The organism is Micropruina sonneratiae (assembly GCF_025972045.1).
Classification (GTDB): Bacteria; Actinomycetota; Actinomycetes; order Propionibacteriales; family Propionibacteriaceae; genus Micropruina; species Micropruina sonneratiae.
The window spans coordinates 394389-410336 of sequence record NZ_JAPDHX010000004.1; the positions used below are offsets into that span (position 1 = coordinate 394389).

At 69.4% G+C, this 15948-nt stretch carries 12 protein-coding genes and 1 pseudogene; 1 reads left to right on the forward strand and 12 read right to left on the reverse strand.

The features are described 5' to 3' along the window. Positions 1-43: 43 nt before the first annotated feature. From mfd to OIE40_RS12895, 7 genes are all read right to left on the reverse strand, one after another. Positions 44-3628 carry a transcription-repair coupling factor gene (gene mfd / locus OIE40_RS12865; protein ID WP_264702858.1) on the reverse strand — a complete coding sequence of 1195 codons (3585 nt, stop codon included), beginning with the start codon at positions 3626-3628 and terminating at the stop codon, positions 44-46. Between the two features lie 430 nt (positions 3629-4058). Next, positions 4059-4658, reverse strand: coding sequence for an aminoacyl-tRNA hydrolase (gene pth / locus OIE40_RS12870; protein ID WP_264702860.1), 600 nt, complete (start codon positions 4656-4658; stop codon positions 4059-4061). A 9-nt stretch (positions 4659-4667) separates the two neighbouring features. After that, positions 4668-5324, reverse strand: coding sequence for a 50S ribosomal protein L25/general stress protein Ctc (locus OIE40_RS12875; RefSeq protein WP_264702863.1), 657 nt, complete (start codon positions 5322-5324; stop codon positions 4668-4670). A gap of 219 nt (positions 5325-5543) precedes the next feature. Further along, positions 5544-6494: a glycoside hydrolase family protein gene (locus OIE40_RS12880; RefSeq protein ID WP_264702865.1), complete on the reverse strand. Its 951-nt coding sequence runs from the start codon at positions 6492-6494 to the stop codon at positions 5544-5546. Positions 6495-6500: 6 nt separating this feature from the next. Then, positions 6501-7433, reverse strand: a complete 933-nt coding sequence (locus OIE40_RS12885) for a carbohydrate ABC transporter permease (protein WP_264702867.1) — start codon at positions 7431-7433, stop codon at positions 6501-6503. Beyond that, a complete protein-coding gene (locus OIE40_RS12890) occupies positions 7430-8377 on the reverse strand; it encodes a carbohydrate ABC transporter permease (protein ID WP_264702869.1) in 948 nt (315 codons plus the stop codon). Before OIE40_RS12890 ends, OIE40_RS12885 begins: the two co-directional genes overlap by 4 nt. 110 nt (positions 8378-8487) lie before the next feature. Further along, positions 8488-9777 carry a sugar ABC transporter substrate-binding protein gene (locus OIE40_RS12895; RefSeq protein WP_264702871.1) on the reverse strand — a complete coding sequence of 430 codons (1290 nt, stop codon included), beginning with the start codon at positions 9775-9777 and terminating at the stop codon, positions 8488-8490. 193 nt (positions 9778-9970) lie between these two features. Here OIE40_RS12895 and OIE40_RS12900 point away from each other — a divergent pair, with 193 nt between their 5' ends. Further along, positions 9971-10987 carry a LacI family DNA-binding transcriptional regulator gene (locus OIE40_RS12900; protein WP_264702872.1) on the forward strand — a complete coding sequence of 339 codons (1017 nt, stop codon included), beginning with the start codon at positions 9971-9973 and terminating at the stop codon, positions 10985-10987. Positions 10988-11163: 176 nt separating this feature from the next. Here OIE40_RS12900 and OIE40_RS12905 read toward each other — a convergent pair whose 3' ends face one another. From OIE40_RS12905 to OIE40_RS12925, 5 genes and pseudogenes are all read right to left on the reverse strand, one after another. Then, positions 11164-12105 carry a ribose-phosphate diphosphokinase gene (locus OIE40_RS12905; protein ID WP_413774501.1) on the reverse strand — a complete coding sequence of 314 codons (942 nt, stop codon included), beginning with the start codon at positions 12103-12105 and terminating at the stop codon, positions 11164-11166. A 32-nt stretch (positions 12106-12137) separates the two neighbouring features. Beyond that, positions 12138-13532 (reverse strand): bifunctional UDP-N-acetylglucosamine diphosphorylase/glucosamine-1-phosphate N-acetyltransferase GlmU, encoded by a 1395-nt coding sequence (gene glmU / locus OIE40_RS12910; RefSeq protein WP_413774497.1) that lies wholly within the window; start codon positions 13530-13532, stop codon positions 12138-12140. Between the two features lie 254 nt (positions 13533-13786). Further along, a complete protein-coding gene (locus OIE40_RS12915; protein ID WP_264702878.1) occupies positions 13787-15001 on the reverse strand; it encodes an MFS transporter in 1215 nt (404 codons plus the stop codon). Between the two features lie 5 nt (positions 15002-15006). Then, complete coding sequence (locus OIE40_RS12920) at positions 15007-15444, reverse strand: MarR family winged helix-turn-helix transcriptional regulator (RefSeq protein WP_264702880.1); 438 nt, start codon at positions 15442-15444, stop codon at positions 15007-15009. Positions 15445-15803: 359 nt separating this feature from the next. Beyond that, a pseudogene (locus tag OIE40_RS12925) lies at positions 15804-15948 on the reverse strand (IS256 family transposase); the annotation flags it as partial.

Below are 15948 nucleotides of genomic sequence, written 5' to 3' on the forward strand. Positions count from 1 at the left end.
GGGCCCGCCGGCGCGGAAGCGAACGCCCGGACGCCTCCTCTGGTCAGAAGATCTCCTCCAGTACCTTGCTGGCCCACTCGAGCAGGGGCAGGTCGACGATCGGCTGGCCGGCGATCGGCCGGGTCATCGGACGCGGGATCAGCACGTGCCCGGCCGCCTTGCGCACCTGCGCGCCAGGGTAGAGCCGGGCCAGCCGCAGAGCCCGGGAGTCGGGCAGCTCGGCCGGCGAGAACCGGACGTCCTTGCCTGCCATGATGATCTCGGTGAGGCCCTTGGCGCGGGCGAGCAGCCGGAACCGGGCGACCGCCAGCAGCGCCTCGGCCGGTTCGGGCAGCGGGCCGTACCGGTCGACGAGTTCCTCCCGGACGGCCTCGATGCCGGCGTCGTCCGCCACCTGCGCCAGCCGCTTGTACATCTCCAGCCGCAGCCGCTCCGACTCCACGTAGTCGACCGGGAGGTGTGCCTCGACCGGCAGCTCGATCTTCATCTCGGGCTCGGGTTCGACGTCCTCGCCACGGAAATCGGCGACCGCCTCGCCGACCAGCCGGATGTACAGGTCGAAGCCGACGTCGGCGATGTGCCCGGACTGTTCACCGCCGAGCAGGTTGCCGGCGCCGCGGATCTCCAAGTCCTTCATGGCGATCGCCATGCCGGCGCCGAGGTCGGTGTGCGCCGCCATCGTGGCCAGCCGGTCGTGCGCCGTCTCGGTCAGCGGTTTCTCGGGCGGGTACAGGAAGTAGGCGTACCCCCGTTCGCGGCCACGACCCACGCGTCCGCGCAGCTGATGCAGCTGGGACAACCCCATCAGGTCGGCGCGCTCGATCAGCAGCGTGTTTGCGGTCGAGATGTCCAGGCCGGCCTCGACGATCGTGGTGCAGACCAGCACGTCCGCCCGTCGCTCCCAGAAGTCGACCATCACCTGTTCGAGGGTGTGCTCGTTCATCTGGCCGTGCGCCACCGCGACCCGCGCCTCGGGCACCGCCTCGGCGATCTGCCGGGCCGTCTTCTCGATCGAACTGACCCGGTTGTGGATGTAGAACACCTGACCCTCCCGGGCCAGTTCGCGCCGGATCGCGGCTCGCACCTGGCCGGCGTCCCACTCGCCGGCGAAGGTGAGCACCGGATGCCGCTCTTCGGGCGGGGTCGCGATCACGCTCATCTCGCGGATGCCGGTGATCGCCATCTCGAGGGTGCGCGGAATCGGCGTGGCGCTCATCGCGAGCACGTCGACGTTGAGCCGCAGCTTCTTCAGCGCCTCCTTGTGCTCGACGCCGAAGCGCTGCTCCTCGTCGATGATCACCAGGCCGAGATCCTTGAAGGCGACTTCGTCGGACAGCAGCCGGTGGGTGCCGACCACGACGTCCACGCTGCCGTCGGCGATGCCCTCGCGGGTCTTCTTCGCCTCGGCGGCGGTCTGGAACCGGCTCAGCGGCGCCACGGTCACCGGGAAGCCCGCGTACCGGTCGGCGAAGGTGGCGTGGTGCTGCTGCACCAGCAGGGTGGTGGGCACCAGCACCGCGACCTGCTTGCCGTCCATCACCGCCTTGAACGCGGCCCGGACGGCGATCTCGGTCTTGCCGTAGCCGACGTCGCCACAGATCAGCCGGTCCATCGGGATGATCTGCTCCATGTCGGCCTTGACCTCGGTGATCGCGGCCAGCTGGTCGGGGGTCTCGACGTAGCTGAAGGCGTCCTCGAGCTCACGCTGCCAGACGGTGTCCGGACCGAACGCGTAACCCTTGGACGCCTGCCGCGCCGCGTACAGCTTGATCAGTTCTGCCGCGATCTCGCGGACCGCGCGCCGGGCCCGCGACTTGCGCTTGTTCCAGTCGGCGCCGCCCATCTTGTCCAGGGTCGGGGCCTCGCCGCCGACGTAGCGGGTGATCAGGTGCAGCTGGTCCATCGGCACGAACAGCCGGTCGCCCGGCTGGCCGCGCTTGGACGGCGCGTACTCCAACACCAGGTACTCGCGGGTGGCGCCCTGCACGGTGCGCTGCACCATTTCGAGGTAGCGGCCGACGCCGTGCGTCTCGTGCACGACCGGGTCGCCCGCCTCGAGCTCGAGCGGGTCGATGGTGTTCTTGCGCCGGGCCGGCATCTTGCGCGCCGACTTGTCGACCTCGCGCTGGCCGGAGAGGTCGGCGGCGGTGAACACCGTCAGGTCGACGGCGGGCAGCGTGAACCCGTGCCGGAACTCGGCGATGGTGACCGTCGCCGTGCCCGGTTCGGGGGGTGCGACCAGATCGACGGCACCCCGGACGCCGACGCCTGCCTCGGTCAGCACCTCGCCCATCCGGGTCGCCAGGCCCGGACTGTCGGCCACCAGCAGCACCCGCTGCCCGGCCTCGGTGGCGGCCTTCACCGCGGCGAGCCCGGCCTCGGCGTCCCCCCGGAACACCTCGCCCTCGCGGGCCTCGACGGTGCGCGATTCGACGCCGACCAGGTCGGCCTCGCCGACGCCCAGGTCGACCGGCTCGTCCCAGTCATCGACCGGGTCGGGTGCGGGTGCCGGTTCGGGGGACGCCGACCACGCCGACAGCGACCACCACGCCTGACCGTTGCTCAGCGCACGGGCGCGGACGTCGGCGAGCTCGCGGTAGGCGCCGGCGGCCAGGTCGATCGGCGCCTTGCCACCGGAGGCCGCGGCAGCCCATGAGGCCTGCAGGAACTCCTGGCTGGTGGTGACGAGTTCGTGGGCGCGGGCCCGGACCCGATCGGGGTCGGCGACCAGCACCAGCGTGTCGGGGGCGAGCACGTCGACGAGCAGTTCGAGGCCGTCGACCAGTGCGGCGGACAGCGCCTCCATGCCGTCGACGGCGTGGCCCTGCGAGATCCGCTCGAACATCTCCGACAGGTTGCCTTCGATGCTGCTCGTCCGGTCGGCCAGCTCGGCCGCCCGGGCCTTCACGTCGTCGGTGATCAACAGCTCGCGGCACGGTGAGGCGACCACCTCGGTGACCGGGTCGCCGAACGAGCGCTGGTCGGCGACCGCGAAGGTGCGGATCTCGTCGATCTCGTCGCCGAAGAAGTCGACCCGGACAGGGTGTTCCTCGGTGGGCGGGAACACGTCGAGGATGCCACCGCGGACGGCGAACTCGCCGCGTCGCTCGACCAGGTCGACCCGGGTGTAGGCGGCGTTGACCAGCGCCTTCGCGACGTCGGCGAGGTCGAGTTCGGCCCCGGCGCGCAGGGTCACGGGCATCAGCTGGCCGAGCCCCTTCACCTGGGGCTGCAGCGCGGAACGGACCGGGGCCACTATGACCTGCGGCGCCGGTCGCTCGTCGGTGCCGGCGAGCCGTCGCAGCACCTCGAGCCGGCGTCCGACCGTGTCGGAGCGGGGGCTCAGCCGCTCGTGCGGCAGGGTCTCCCACGCCGGGTAGTAGGCGACCTTCTCGTCGCCCAGCAGCGAGGCGAGTGCCGCGGTCGCCGCCTCCGCCTCGCGGTAGGTGGAGGTGATCAGCAGCGCCGGCCGCCCCGACCCGGACGCCAGCGCCGCCACCAGGCTGGGCCGCAGCGCCTCGGGCGCGGTCAGGTCGAGGGCGCGCAGGCGTCCGCGTCGGGCATCGTCGATGGCGGACGCGAGAGTCGGGTCGGAGGCGACGAGTTCAACCAGTCCCGTCAAAGTCACCGGGCAACCCTAGTCGTTGCACCAAGAATCTCCGACGCCGGTCCCAGCACCACGTCGGTGGCGTTGCCGGACCGCTGGACGCCTCGCCCACCAAGCCCGAATGGTCTCCGGACCTTTGAAGGCCCTGGCCACAATTTCTGAAAACTGGACCCCGAACGGGGAGGTCCCGCCGCGCCGAGCGTTGAGCCTGCCGTCGCGGGTCCAGTTTTCAGAATTGTGGCGGCTTCAACCCGGAGCGCCACCACGCGGCCCGGCATAACGCAGCGGTATCGACACGCTCGACCGCGCGGCGACCCGTGCCAGCCGTGCGCCAACTGCCCGGCGCGACCGGCCAAGACTTCGCTCGCTGGTATCACGGGAGGCAGATGACACGTCCCTGATGGGCGAGCACGTCGTCCGGATCTTGCCCCGGGAACTTGCCGGCGCAGAGTCAGCCGTTGAAGCGGTTCTGGGCGGACTCGAGGCCGTGCAGGATCAGCTCCTCGACGGCGTCCGCGGCACGGTCGACCTCGAGGGCCAGTTCCTCACGGGCCGACGTCGGGAACGACGTCAGCACGAAATCGGCGGGCGCCTGGCGTCCGGGCGGGCGTCCGATACCGAACCGCACCCGGTAGAAGTCACCGGTGCCGAGGTCAGCCCGCATCGACTTCAGTCCGTTGTGTCCGTTGTCACCGCCGCCGAACTTCAGCCTCAGCCGACCGAAGTCGAGATCCAGCTCGTCGTGCACCGCGACCACCTGGGCGGGGTCGATGCCGTAGAAGCCGGACGCCTTGCGCACCGCGGCGCCGGAGTCGTTCATGTAGGTGCGGGGTTTGAGCAGCACCACCCGCTGCGCGTCCGCCCCGACGGCGCCCATGCCGAGCGCGGTCAGCCGGCTCTCACAGGCGTCCGCACGCATCCCGCGGGGCGCGGTGAACCCGGCGCCTGCCCGGCGAGCCAGCTCGTCGACCACCATGAAGCCGACGTTGTGCCGGTGAGACGCGTAGGTCGGGCCCGGATTTCCGAGCCCGACCACAAGCCATGCAGCCATTCGCGCAGGTTACTCGCTGTCCGCCTCGGCCTCGTCCCCGGCCTGCTCGACCGGCGCGGCCGCAGCCTCGTCGTCGGCGACGTCAGCGACGGCGGCGTCCAACTCGGCGTCGATCTGCTCCTGGGTCTTGGCGGCGCTGATGCTCAGGATCAGGTCGTCGGGCTCGCCCGGGAAGACCGCACCCTCGGGCAGGTCCAGGTCCTTGGCGGCGATCGAGTCGCCGATCTCGAGCGCGGTCACGTCGATGTCGATCTGCCGCGGAATGTTGGTGGCCTCGACCTCGAGGGTGATGGTCTGCTGGTCCATCACCACAACGCGGTCGGCCCTCTCGTCGGCGCCGATCACGTTCAGCGGCACCTCGACGGTGACCTTCTCGCCGCGCTTGACGATGACCAGGTCGACGTGTTCGACGGTGCCCTTCACCGGGTTGCGCTGGACCTGCTTGGGCAGCGCCAGCTGATCGGCGTTGCCGTCGATGCTGATCGACAGCAGGGCGTTCGCGGCGCGCAGGGCCAGCAGGGTCTCGTGCCCGGGCAGCGACACGTGCACCGGATCGGTGCCGTGGCCGTACAGGACGGCGGGAACGAGGCCGTCGCGACGGGCGCGCCGGGCGGCGCCCTTACCGAACTCGGTGCGGGCCTTCGCGGAAATCTTGATCTCAGCCATGGATGGCTATTCCTCCAACTTCGTCAGCAACTCGAATCTCGGACGAGGGAGGGCGCTGGGTCGCGCACACACCTTGTCGATCACGGGCCCTGGGCCCCTCGCCGAGGCAACTGGACTAATTTAGCGCGTCGCGAGGAGTCGGGCGAATCGGACGCCGCAGCCACCCCCACCCCCGGACGCCGTCGCCGCGGCCCGGGCGGGGCCGGGCGCGGCGAGTTGTCAGATCCCTGCCAGGGTGACCGTCCCGCCCGAGACCTCGACCGGGATCGGGTCGGTGATGCCACTCACGAAGCTGCCGTCGGCGGCCTCGTTGCGGAAGGCGAGGAAGACCGGACGCCCATCGCGGTCGTGCACGATCTTGCCGACGTACAGGCTGCGGTCGGTCAGCTGCTGTGCGCCGGCGAGGTCGTAGGGCCCCAGCGGCGACTCCGCCCGGGCCAGCCACACTCCCCCGGACGCTCCGGTGGCGCGATGCCGGTGGGACAGGTCGCCGGCCAGGCAGTTGAACAGCAGATAGTTCCGGCCGTCGAGTTCGAGGGTCTGGAACACCTCCAACTGACCGAACCCCTGGCCGGGCTGGGACAGCGGCTCCTGCAGCGTCCACCGGTACAGGTCGGGAGAGGTGGCGTGCCCGACCACGCCCCGGTCGTCGAACGGACCGTGATTGGCGCGCGCGGTGATGAGCAGGTGCCAGCCGTCGCCGTCCGGATCCGGGAACACCCAGGGGTCGCGGAACGCCTCGTCGTGCCAGCCGCCGTCACCGAGCACCTCGTACCAGCGCCGATCGGCCCGCAACAGCGGGCCGGGCTGCTTGGTCCAGTCGTACAGGTCGAGGGAGGTGGCGTGGCACACCGTCTGGATGTTCGAACCGTTGGGCGCCGGGCTGGCGCCGGTGTAGAAGGTGTGCCAGGTGCCGTCCGGGCCCTGGATGGTCGAACCGGTCCAGGTGGCGAGGTCGTCGGGGCCGGGGGCGTCGGAACGCACCAGGGCGTCGGTCACCCGCGTCCAGTGGGTCAGGTCAGTCGACACCGCGTGCCCCACCGACGCCCGGTAGTGCCGGGCGTCCGGGTCCTTGAGGGCGCGCGAGGCGTACAGGAAGAACAGGTGGTGACGCCGGCCGTCGTCGGCGAGCCAGAAGTCCCAGACCCAGGCCTCGGGAAGGCTGAACACTGCGGTCTATCCCTTCACGCCCGAGGAGGCGATGGAGTTGATGAACGCCCGCTGGAAGGCGATGAACAGGACCAGCACGGGCACGGTGATCATTGACGCGTAGGCCATGATCTGGCCCCACGCGGTGCCGCTCGAGCCGCTCATCTGCTTGAAGTAGTCCATGCCCACCATGGCCGGCCGGATGGACTCCGACTGGGTGACCATCAGCGGCCACAGGTAGGAGTTCCACGCGGGCAGGAAGGTGAGGATCGCCACGGTCGCCACCGCCGGGCCGGACAGCGGCATCACGATCGACCGGTAGATGCGGAACCAGCCGGCGCCGTCCACCTTGGCCGCCTCGTCCAGCTCCTTCGGGATCGAATCGAAGTACTGGTAGAAGAGGTAGATCGAGAATGCGTTGGCGATGAACGGGATGATCTGCACCTCGTAGCTGTCCAGCCAGCCGATCGAGCCGTCGAAGTAGGGCAGCTGGTTCACCCACCACAACAGCGGTAGCGCCATCGTCTCGAACGGCACGATGAGAGTGGCGAGGATGACCCCCAGGACGATCTTCTGGCCGGCGAACTCCATCCGCGACAGCGCGAAGGCCGCCATTGAGTTGACGACCAGGCCGGCCGCAACGGTGACCACCGAGATCAGCACCGAGTTCATCATGAACGTCGCGAACGGAACCCGATCGAACACCCCGGAGTAGTTGTCGAGGGAGATGCTGCCCACCGGCAGGAACGCGTTGACGGTGCCGAGGTCGGCGAAGATCTCATTGTCCGGCTTGAAGCTGGAGACGATCAGGAACACCAGCGGCAGGCCGAATACCAGGCACAGCGCGATCCGCAGCGCCATCACCAGCCCCTTCAGCCAGGGCTTTCTGCCGCTGTGGGCCGCGTCGGCGGCCGGAACGGCGGCGGTGTCATCGGCGACGTGGGCGAGAGGCTCGCTCATCGGGTGACCTCCTTGTCACGGGTCAGGTAGCGCTGCACCAGGGACACGGCGAGCACGAGGACGAAGAACACCAGCGACATCGCCGACGCGTAGCCGGTCTGCTGTTGGGCGAAGCCGGTGCGGACCGCGAGGAACACCAGCGTCGACGTGGAGTCGAGCGGCCCGCCCTGGGTCATGATCTGGATCTGGGTGAACAGCGAGAACGCGGCGATCGTGATGGTGATCAGAATGAAGGTGCGGGTCTGCCGCAGCCCCGGCCATGTCACGTGCACGAACTTCTGCCAGCCACCGGCACCGTCGAGCGACGCCGCCTCGTACAGATCCGCAGAGATCGTCTGCAGCCCGGACAGCCAGATCACCATGTGGAAGCCCATCGCCTGCCAGGCCGACATCAGGATGATCGCGAACAGGGCGGTGTTGGGGTCGTTGAGCCAGTCGGGGCCGGTGATGCCGACCTTGGCCAGGAGCGCGTTGATCAGGCCGTTCTGCTGGTACATGAACATCCACAACATCGACACCACGACCATCGACGTGACCACCGGCAGGAAGTAGACGGTGCGGAAGAAGTTGGTGCCGCGCACCTTGGCGTTGACGAGCACCGCCAACCCGAGCGCGCAGGCGGACTGCACCGGCACGATCACCACGGCGAAGATCATGGTGTTGAGCAGGGAGTGCCAGAACGCGCTCGAGCCGAACAGCCGGGTGAAGTTGGCCAGGCCGATGAACTCCGCCGGCCGCGGCGAGATCAGCCGGGCATCGGTGAAGGCCAGGCTCAGGGTGAGGATGATCGGGACGATCAGGAAGACCAGCATCAGCACGGCGGCGGGCGCGAGCATCGCCCACGCCGTCCCCGCGGCGCGGCCCGATGACCGGCGTGGGCGTTTGCGCCCGCGCAGGGCGGCCTCCTGGCCTGTTGCTGCGAGGGCTGCGGTGGCAGTCGACATCGACTACTCCCTTCTTTGGAGCGGGGTGGATGGTGGAACGCCCCGACGAGGCGTCCGGGTCACGCGACAGCGCCCGGGAGGGTGGGTGAGCGCCCTCCCGGGCGGCGGGTTCAGCCGGCGAACTGCTGCTGGTTGTCGTCGATGTTGGTAACGGCCTGATCGAGGGTCGCCTTCGGGTCGGCACCGTTGAGGATGTCCTTGGCGGCCTTCTCGAACTCGGTGGCGATGAAGGGGTAACCCGGCGTCTCGGGACGCATCACGGTGAACCGCTTGGCGAACTGGCGGAAGACGTCGTTCTCGCCGCCCTCCTCGAAGCCCGGCACCATGGCCGCCGCGGCGTCCGTGGCGGGGATGTTGTTGGTGTCCTTGGCCACTTCGGCGACGTACTTGTCGGCCGCGGCGAACTTCAGGTACGCCTGGGCGCCGGCGGGGTCGGCGCAGTTGGTCGAGGCGCCCCACGTCCAGGAGCCGCCGCCGACCTTCGGTCCGTTGCCGAAGTCGACCGGCGGGGCGAAGACGATGTCGTCGCCGAACTTCTTGCGGGTCGGGACCGCCGTCCACGAGCCGTTCCACAGCAACGCGGTCTTGCCGTTCATGAAGTCCTGGGACGGGTCCGAGCCGGACTTCTTCGCGATGTAGCCCTCCTTGCCCATCTCGGCGAACCAGTTGGCCCACTTGATGGCGGCGTCACCGTTGAGCGACCCCTGTGCCGACTTGTAGTCGGTGCGGTTGATCAGGTCACCGCCGAAGCTCTGCAGCAGCGGCGAGTAGGCGTAGGGCCACCACTCACCGGTCCAGCCGGTCGCCAGGTCGGCCGGGTACTGGAAGTCGCCGGAGTCCTTGAGCTTCTTCAGCGCCGCCATGAACTCGTCCGCCGTCCAGGGCTGGTCGATGGTGGGGATGCGGATGTCGTACTTGTTCAGGGTCGACTTGCGGGTCACCCAGGCCAGCGTGACGTCGTAGTAGCCGTAGGCGTAGGTCTTGCCGTCGTACTTCGCGACGGTCGACGGCAGGAACTTCGACAGCGTCTCATCCATGCCCTCGATCGGGGCGAGGTAGCCGGCCCAGGCCCAGTTGGCCACGTTCGGCTGGTCGATGTCGAGGATGCAGGGCAGCTTCTTCGCCGCCGCGGCGGCGGTCACCGACTGGTTGTAGGAATCCTGCGGGAACGCCTGCAGGTTCACCTTGTAGGCGGTCTGGCTGGCGTTGAAGTCGCTCACCACCGACTTGATGGCGGCCAGCTCTTCCTTGTTGCCGGCGTTGTGGGTCCACATGGACAGCTCCACGGTGCCGGTGGAGGTGCTGGTGGCCTGGCCGCCGCCACCCTTGGAGCAGGCGACGACGGACAGCGACAGGGCGGCGGCGAGGCCCAGCACACCCAGCTTCTTCAGTGACTTCACGGGGAGTCCTCTCAGGTTCGGGTTCGACGTCGAACCCTGGTTGGAGATCGGGCGCTAAATCCTTTTAGCTGCCGGAAACGTAACACGGGGGTGGATCGCCGTCAAGGGCCTGCTAAATCGATCCCTCAAGGAACTAAGCCGGGCCCGATCGATCCGTGCCAGACTGGCGGCAGGCGATGGGAGGGAGCCGGAGTTGAAGCAGAAGAGAGTCACCCTGGCCGACGTGGCGCGCCTCGCGGGGGTGTCCCCCACCGCGGCGAGCCTCGTGCTCAACGACCGTCCGGGCAGCCGGCTGTCGACGGACGCCGCGACGCGCATCCGGGCCGCTGCCGCGCAACTGGACTACCGGCCGAACCCCGCCGCACGCAGCCTACGCCTGGGCAAGACCCAGACCGTCGCCTTCCTCTCCGACGACGTGACGGTCACGCGCTACGCCTCGGCGATGATCCGCGGGTTGCTCGACGTCGCCGAGCAGCATCGCCACACCGTGTTGATCGCCGAGACCGGCAGCAACCCGCGCCGGGTGCGGGCGGCGCTGGCGGCCATGCTGGACCGCCAGCCCGACGCCCTGGTGTTCGGGCTGATGGGCGCCAAGCAGATCGACGTCCCGCCGGTGCCGGCGGAGCTGCCCGTGGTGCTGATCAACTCCACCAGCCCACTCGATCACCCCTGCGTGCTGCCCGCCGAGTACGAAGCCGGCCAGCGGGTGGCACGGGTCCTGCTGGAAGCCGGACACCGCGACATCGCACTGATCGGCTACGACCCCGAGTCAGCGGCCGATCCTCGCAAGTCGGTCACCATCGGTGACCGGTACGCCGGCATTCTGGACACTTTCGCCGCGTACGGGGTCGAACCGGCCTGGACCTATCACAGCTTTGTGTGGGAACCGCAGGAGGGCTACGCGGCGATGCAGCAACTGATCGCCGGCGGCGTCCGGGTGACCGCGCTGCTGTGCCTGAACGACCGACTCGCCTTCGGGGCCTACCAGGCGATGGCCGAGCACGGCCTGCGGGTTCCCGACGACATCTCGGTCGCGTCCTTCGACGACGACGTGATCGCCTCGTACCTTCGTCCCGGTCTCACCACGGCGGCGATCCCGTACGAAGAGATGGGGCGGCGGGCGATGGCCATGCTGCTCAGCGATGCCGAGCCCGAACACCTGCTAGTGCACATGCCGTTGCGGGTGCGGGAATCGGTGCGCGAGGTCTGAGCGCACGAACACGTGGACGACGCCACCGGAGATCCCGGGCAAGCCCGGGCTGACGAACCGGAGGCCCGGGATGACGAGGATCGGAAGCCCGGGATGACGAGGATCGGAAGCCCGGGATGACGGCACGCTGAGGTCCGAGGACGTGAGCGCCGCGCCCGGGCGGACGCGAGTGACGGCTACTCGACGCCGCCGAACAGCGAGGTGACCGAGCCGTCCACGAAGACCTCCTGGATCGCCTTGGCCAGCAGCGGGGCGATCGACAGCGAGGTGAGCTTCGGAATGTGCAGGTCGTCGCGGATCGGCAGGGTGTTGGTGACGATGATCTCCTCGAACACCGACTCGTTGAGCCGCTGGGCGGCCGGGCCGGAGAGGATCGGATGGGTGGCCGCCGCGATGACGCCGGACGCCCCGTGCTCGCGCAGCGCGGCCGCCGCCTGGCAGATGGTGCCCGCGGTGTCGATCATGTCGTCGACCAGCAGGCAGACCCGGCCCTTGACGTCACCGACCACCTCGCCCACGGCCACCTCGTTGGCCTTGTTCGGGTCGCGCCGCTTGTGGATGATCGCCAGCGGCAGGCCCAGCCGGTCCGACCAGTTGTCGGCCAGCTTCACCCGTCCGGCGTCCGGGGAGACGACGGTCATGTTCTCCCGCGGGTACTTGGCCGCCACGTAGTCGGAGAGCACCGGAATGCTGAACAGGTGGTCGACGGGGCCGTCGAAGAAGCCCTGGATCTGCGCCGCGTGCAGGTCGACGCTCATCAACCGGTCGGCGCCGGCGGTCTTGTACAGATCGGCGACCAGCCGGGCCGAGATCGGTTCGCGGCCCGCATGCTTCTTGTCCTGGCGTCCGTAGGGGTAGAACGGCGACACCACGGTGATCCGCTTGGCCGACGCACGCTTCAGCGCGTCGATCATGATCAGCTGCTCCATCAGCCACTCGTTGACCGGCGCCGGATGGCTCTGGATCACGAAGGCGTCCGCGCCACGCACCGACTCCTCGAAGCGGACATAGATCTCGGAGTTGGCGTAGGTGACCTGCCGCGAGGGGACGAGGTCGACGCCGAGCAGTTCGGCGACCTCCTCGGCCAGCTCGGGGAACGCCCGGCCGGTGCACAGCATGAGGTGCTTCTCGGTGGGCCGCTTGATCCCGCTCACTGGGCATCCTCCTGCTGGGTCGGCGTCGCACCGAGTGCGGCCTCGGCGGCCGCCGAGGTCACGGTACCGGGTCGTTTGCGGGCAACCCAGCCGGCGATGTTGCGTTGCTGTCCGCGGGCGACGGCCAGCTCTCCTGGACCGACCGCTGCCGTGATCGTCGAACCGGCCGCCACGTAGGCGCCGTCGGCGATCTCGACCGGAGCGACCAGCACCGAATCGCTGCCGACGAAGCTACCGCGTCCGACCATGGTGTGCGACTTGGTGACCCCGTCGTAGTTGGCGAAGATCGTGCCGGCGCCGATGTTCGCTCGCTCGCCCACGGTGGCGTCCCCGCAGTAGGTGAGGTGCGGCACCTTGGCACCGTCGCCGATCTGCGCGTTCTTGGTCTCGACGAAGGCGCCGATCTTGCCCTTGACACCCAGCTGGGTGCCGGGCCGCAGGTACGAGAAGGGCCCGACCTCGGCGTCCGCCCCGATGACGGCGAGCGTGCCGTGGGTGCGGACGACGTGGGCGCGTTCGCCGACCTCGACGTCGACCAGGGTGGTGTCCGGTCCGATCACGGCGCCGGTCGCCACGGAGGTCGCGCCCTCGAGCGAGGTCCCCGGCAGCAGCGTGACGTCGGCGGCCAGGTCGACCGAGTCGTGCACCCAGGTGGTGTCGGGGTCGATGACGGTCACCCCCTCAGCCATCCACCGGCGCAGGATGCGAGCGTTCAGCTCGCGGTTCAGGGTGGCCAGCTGGATGCGGTCGTTGACGCCCTCGGCCTGCACCGAATCGGTCAGCACGCTGCCCCCGACCCGGCGTCCGAGGCCGCGGGCGAAGCCGATCACGTCGGTCAGATACAGCTCGCCCTGGGCGTTGTCGGCACCGAGCTGGGCGATGCCTGCGCGCAGCGTCTCGGCGTCGAAGACGTAGATGCCGGCGTTGATCTCGGTGATCGCGAGTTCGTCGGGGCCGGCGTCGCGCTGTTCGACGATGCGAACCACCTCGCCGGCGTCGCGCACCACCCGCCCGTAGCCGGAGGGGTCGGGGGCGATGGTGGTCAGCACGGTGACGGCGTTGCCCTCGCCGCGATGTGTCTGGACCAGCGACTGCAGTGTCTCGCCGGTCAACAGTGGGACGTCCCCGCTTGTCACGACGACCTCACCGGCCAGCTCACCGAGCGCCGCCAGGCCCGAGCGGACGGCGTCGCCGGTGCCGTTCTGTTGCTCCTGGACGGCGGTGACGACCTGGGGCGCGATCTCGGACAGGTGCGCGGTGACCTGATCGCGCTGATGCCCGACGACGACCACGAGGTGCTCGGGCTCGACCGCGCTGGCCGCTTCGACCGCGTAACTCAGCATCGAACGTCCGGCGAGTTGGTGCAGCACCTTCGCGGTGGCCGACTTCATCCGGGTTCCCGCTCCCGCCGCCATGATGACGACGGCCGCGACACGGCCTTGGTCGGAAAGGGACACGAAATCTCCAAGGGTCGAGGTCCACGCGGTCTCCGCACCGGCATCGGCCGATCCGAAGATCCGTGCGCCAGCCTAATGGAAGGCCGCGACGTCGATGGGCGGGCCGGTGGAGACCCGACAGATCCGGCGCCGGGCCGGGCCTGGACCGCGAGAACCGTCCCCACGGTCCGCGCTCCTCGGACGGGAGGTCAGGCGTCGCCGATGGTGACCGCGCGCGCTTCGGTGAGCGATCCGACCGGTTCGACGCCGTGGTCGGGTTCGTCGTCCAGCACCTGGAGGCGCTGCCGGGCGAGGAAGAGGACGCCAACGGCGGCCAACACCGCCACGGCCCCGACCCAGAACGGCAGGTCGAGCGCGTACTCGCCGAGCAGCCCGGCCAGCCACGGCGCGACCGCGCCACCGGTGAACCGCACGAAGCTGTAGGCGGCGGACGCGGTGCCCCGCTCGGCGTCCGACACCTTCATCACGGCCTCGGTGATCAGGGTGTTGTTGACGCCCAGGAAGGCGCCGGCGATCACCACACCGGCCGCCAGGACGCCGGGGCTGGTGGCGAAGACGCCCATGACGACCAGCACGACCGCGAAGCCGCTCAACGCGACGACGATGCCGGTGAAGGTGCCCACCCGGCGCTGCACCCAGGGCGCCACGAAGACCGACGACAGCGCGAGCAGCGCGCCCCAGCCGAAGAAGATCAGGCCGATCTGCAGCGCCCCCATCTCGAGGGCGAAGGGGGTGAAGGCCAGCAGGGTGAAGAAGCCGAAATTGTACAGCAGGGCGGTGACGCCGACGGTCAGCAGACCCGGATCGCGCAGCGTCCTGAGCGGCGCCGACAGCGGAGTAGGATGCCGCTCCTCGCGCTCGTTGGGCAGGGTGACCAGGGTCGCGATCAGGGCGATCGCCATCAGCGCGGCCACGCCGAAGAACGGCAGCCGCCACGACATGCTGCCCAGCCAGCCGCCCAGCAATGGCCCCGCCGCGATGCCCACGCCGAGCGCGGCCTCGTACAGGATGATCGCCTCGGCGACCGAGCCGGTGGCCGCATTGACGATGGTCGCCAGCGCGGTCGCGATGAACAACGCGTTGCCCAGACCCCACAGCGCGCGGAAGGCGACGATCCCGGCCACCCCGTCCTGCAGCCCGGCCATGGCCGAACCGGTGATGATCAGCAGCAGGCCGATGGCCAGCGTCCACTTGGGGCCGATCCGGCTGCTCACCCAGCCGGTGCCGAGCATCGCGACACCCATCACGGCCATGTAGCTGGTGAAGAGCAGGGAGACCTCGGACGGGCCGGCGCCGAGTTCGTCGGCGATCGGTTTGAGGATGGGGTCGACCAGGCCGATGCCCATGAACGAGATGACGCAGGCGAAGGCGACCGACCAGACGGTGCGGGGTTGGCGAAGCATTGGTGTCAGACCTTTTCCGCCACTGCGCGAGCGGCTGTGAGTAGGTGTTCGAGTAGATCGGCGGCGTCCTGGACGCGGTCCTCGGCGATGCCGGCCTCGGCCAGGACACGATCGAGCGCGTCGCCGCGGGCGCGGCGGGCGCGGACCAGCGCCCGGCGTCCGGGCTCGGTGATGGTGACCAGACAGGCGCGGGCGTCGTCGGGGTCGGGGGTGCGTGCGGCCCAGCCGAGGGTCTCCAGGCGTCCGACCTGGCGGGTGACGGCCGGCTGGCTGGTGTGATCGGCCTCGGCCAGGTCCCCGATCCGGATGGGCCCCTGCTCCTCGACCATCACCAGCAGGCGCAGGGTGGCCGCCGGGGCGCCCAGGTCGGCCTGTGCGCTGGCCCAGCGGGACAGCCCAGCGGCCGCGCGGACCAGGGATTCCGAGGCGGAGGGGGTATGCATGCCTTAGTTATATAACATTGGCATGCAAATTGTCGAGTCGGAGTGGACAGGGCTCGACGCTGTTGTCACTCGACGATTGGGCCCCCGGTTGTGGCCAGAAACTGTGGCCAGGCCGGCTCGCGGTTTCGGCCGGCATCGCTGCGTGCTGAGCGTCATGCCTGGCCGGAGCACGTTTCCTGGCGCTCACAGCTCCCCGGGTAGGAGTCGAACCTACTGCGCTAATCCTGATTCAAAGACCCGCCCCCGGGTCTCGTCACGTCCCGTTTCGTGCTGTTCCACGCCTTGACTCGCTCGTTTCGTCGCGTCTCGTGATCGCGTCCCTGCGGGTGGTGGGCTTTCCGGGGTGATTGCCTCGGTGCCTACTGGTCGCTGCCGGGGATGGCGGCGATGGTCTGATTATCGCTGATGGCGGCGAGGAGGGCCATGGATCCTTCGGAGAGGTAGCGGCGTTCGTCGATGGTCCATTCGTCGTTGGTGTCGGTGAGGATCATGCCGACGAGCCTG

Bases quoted from the DNA above. Each gene is read 5' to 3' on its own strand.
- pth (WP_264702860.1), bottom strand. From the start codon at position 4,658: ATGGCTGCATGGCTTGTGGTCGGGCTCGGAAATCCGGGCCCGACCTAC.
- OIE40_RS12875 (WP_264702863.1), bottom strand. From the start codon at position 5,324: ATGGCTGAGATCAAGATTTCCGCGAAGGCCCGCACCGAGTTCGGTAAG.
- OIE40_RS12885 (WP_264702867.1), bottom strand. From the start codon at position 7,433: ATGAGCGAGCCTCTCGCCCACGTCGCCGATGACACCGCCGCCGTTCCG.
- OIE40_RS12890 (WP_264702869.1), bottom strand. From the start codon at position 8,377: ATGTCGACTGCCACCGCAGCCCTCGCAGCAACAGGCCAGGAGGCCGCC.
- OIE40_RS12905 (WP_413774501.1), bottom strand. From the start codon at position 12,105: ATGCTGTGCACCGGCCGGGCGTTCCCCGAGCTGGCCGAGGAGGTCGCC.
- glmU (WP_413774497.1), bottom strand. From the start codon at position 13,532: ATGAAGTCGGCCACCGCGAAGGTGCTGCACCAACTCGCCGGACGTTCG.
- OIE40_RS12915 (WP_264702878.1), bottom strand. From the start codon at position 15,001: ATGCTTCGCCAACCCCGCACCGTCTGGTCGGTCGCCTTCGCCTGCGTC.
- OIE40_RS12920 (WP_264702880.1), bottom strand. From the start codon at position 15,444: ATGCATACCCCCTCCGCCTCGGAATCCCTGGTCCGCGCGGCCGCTGGG.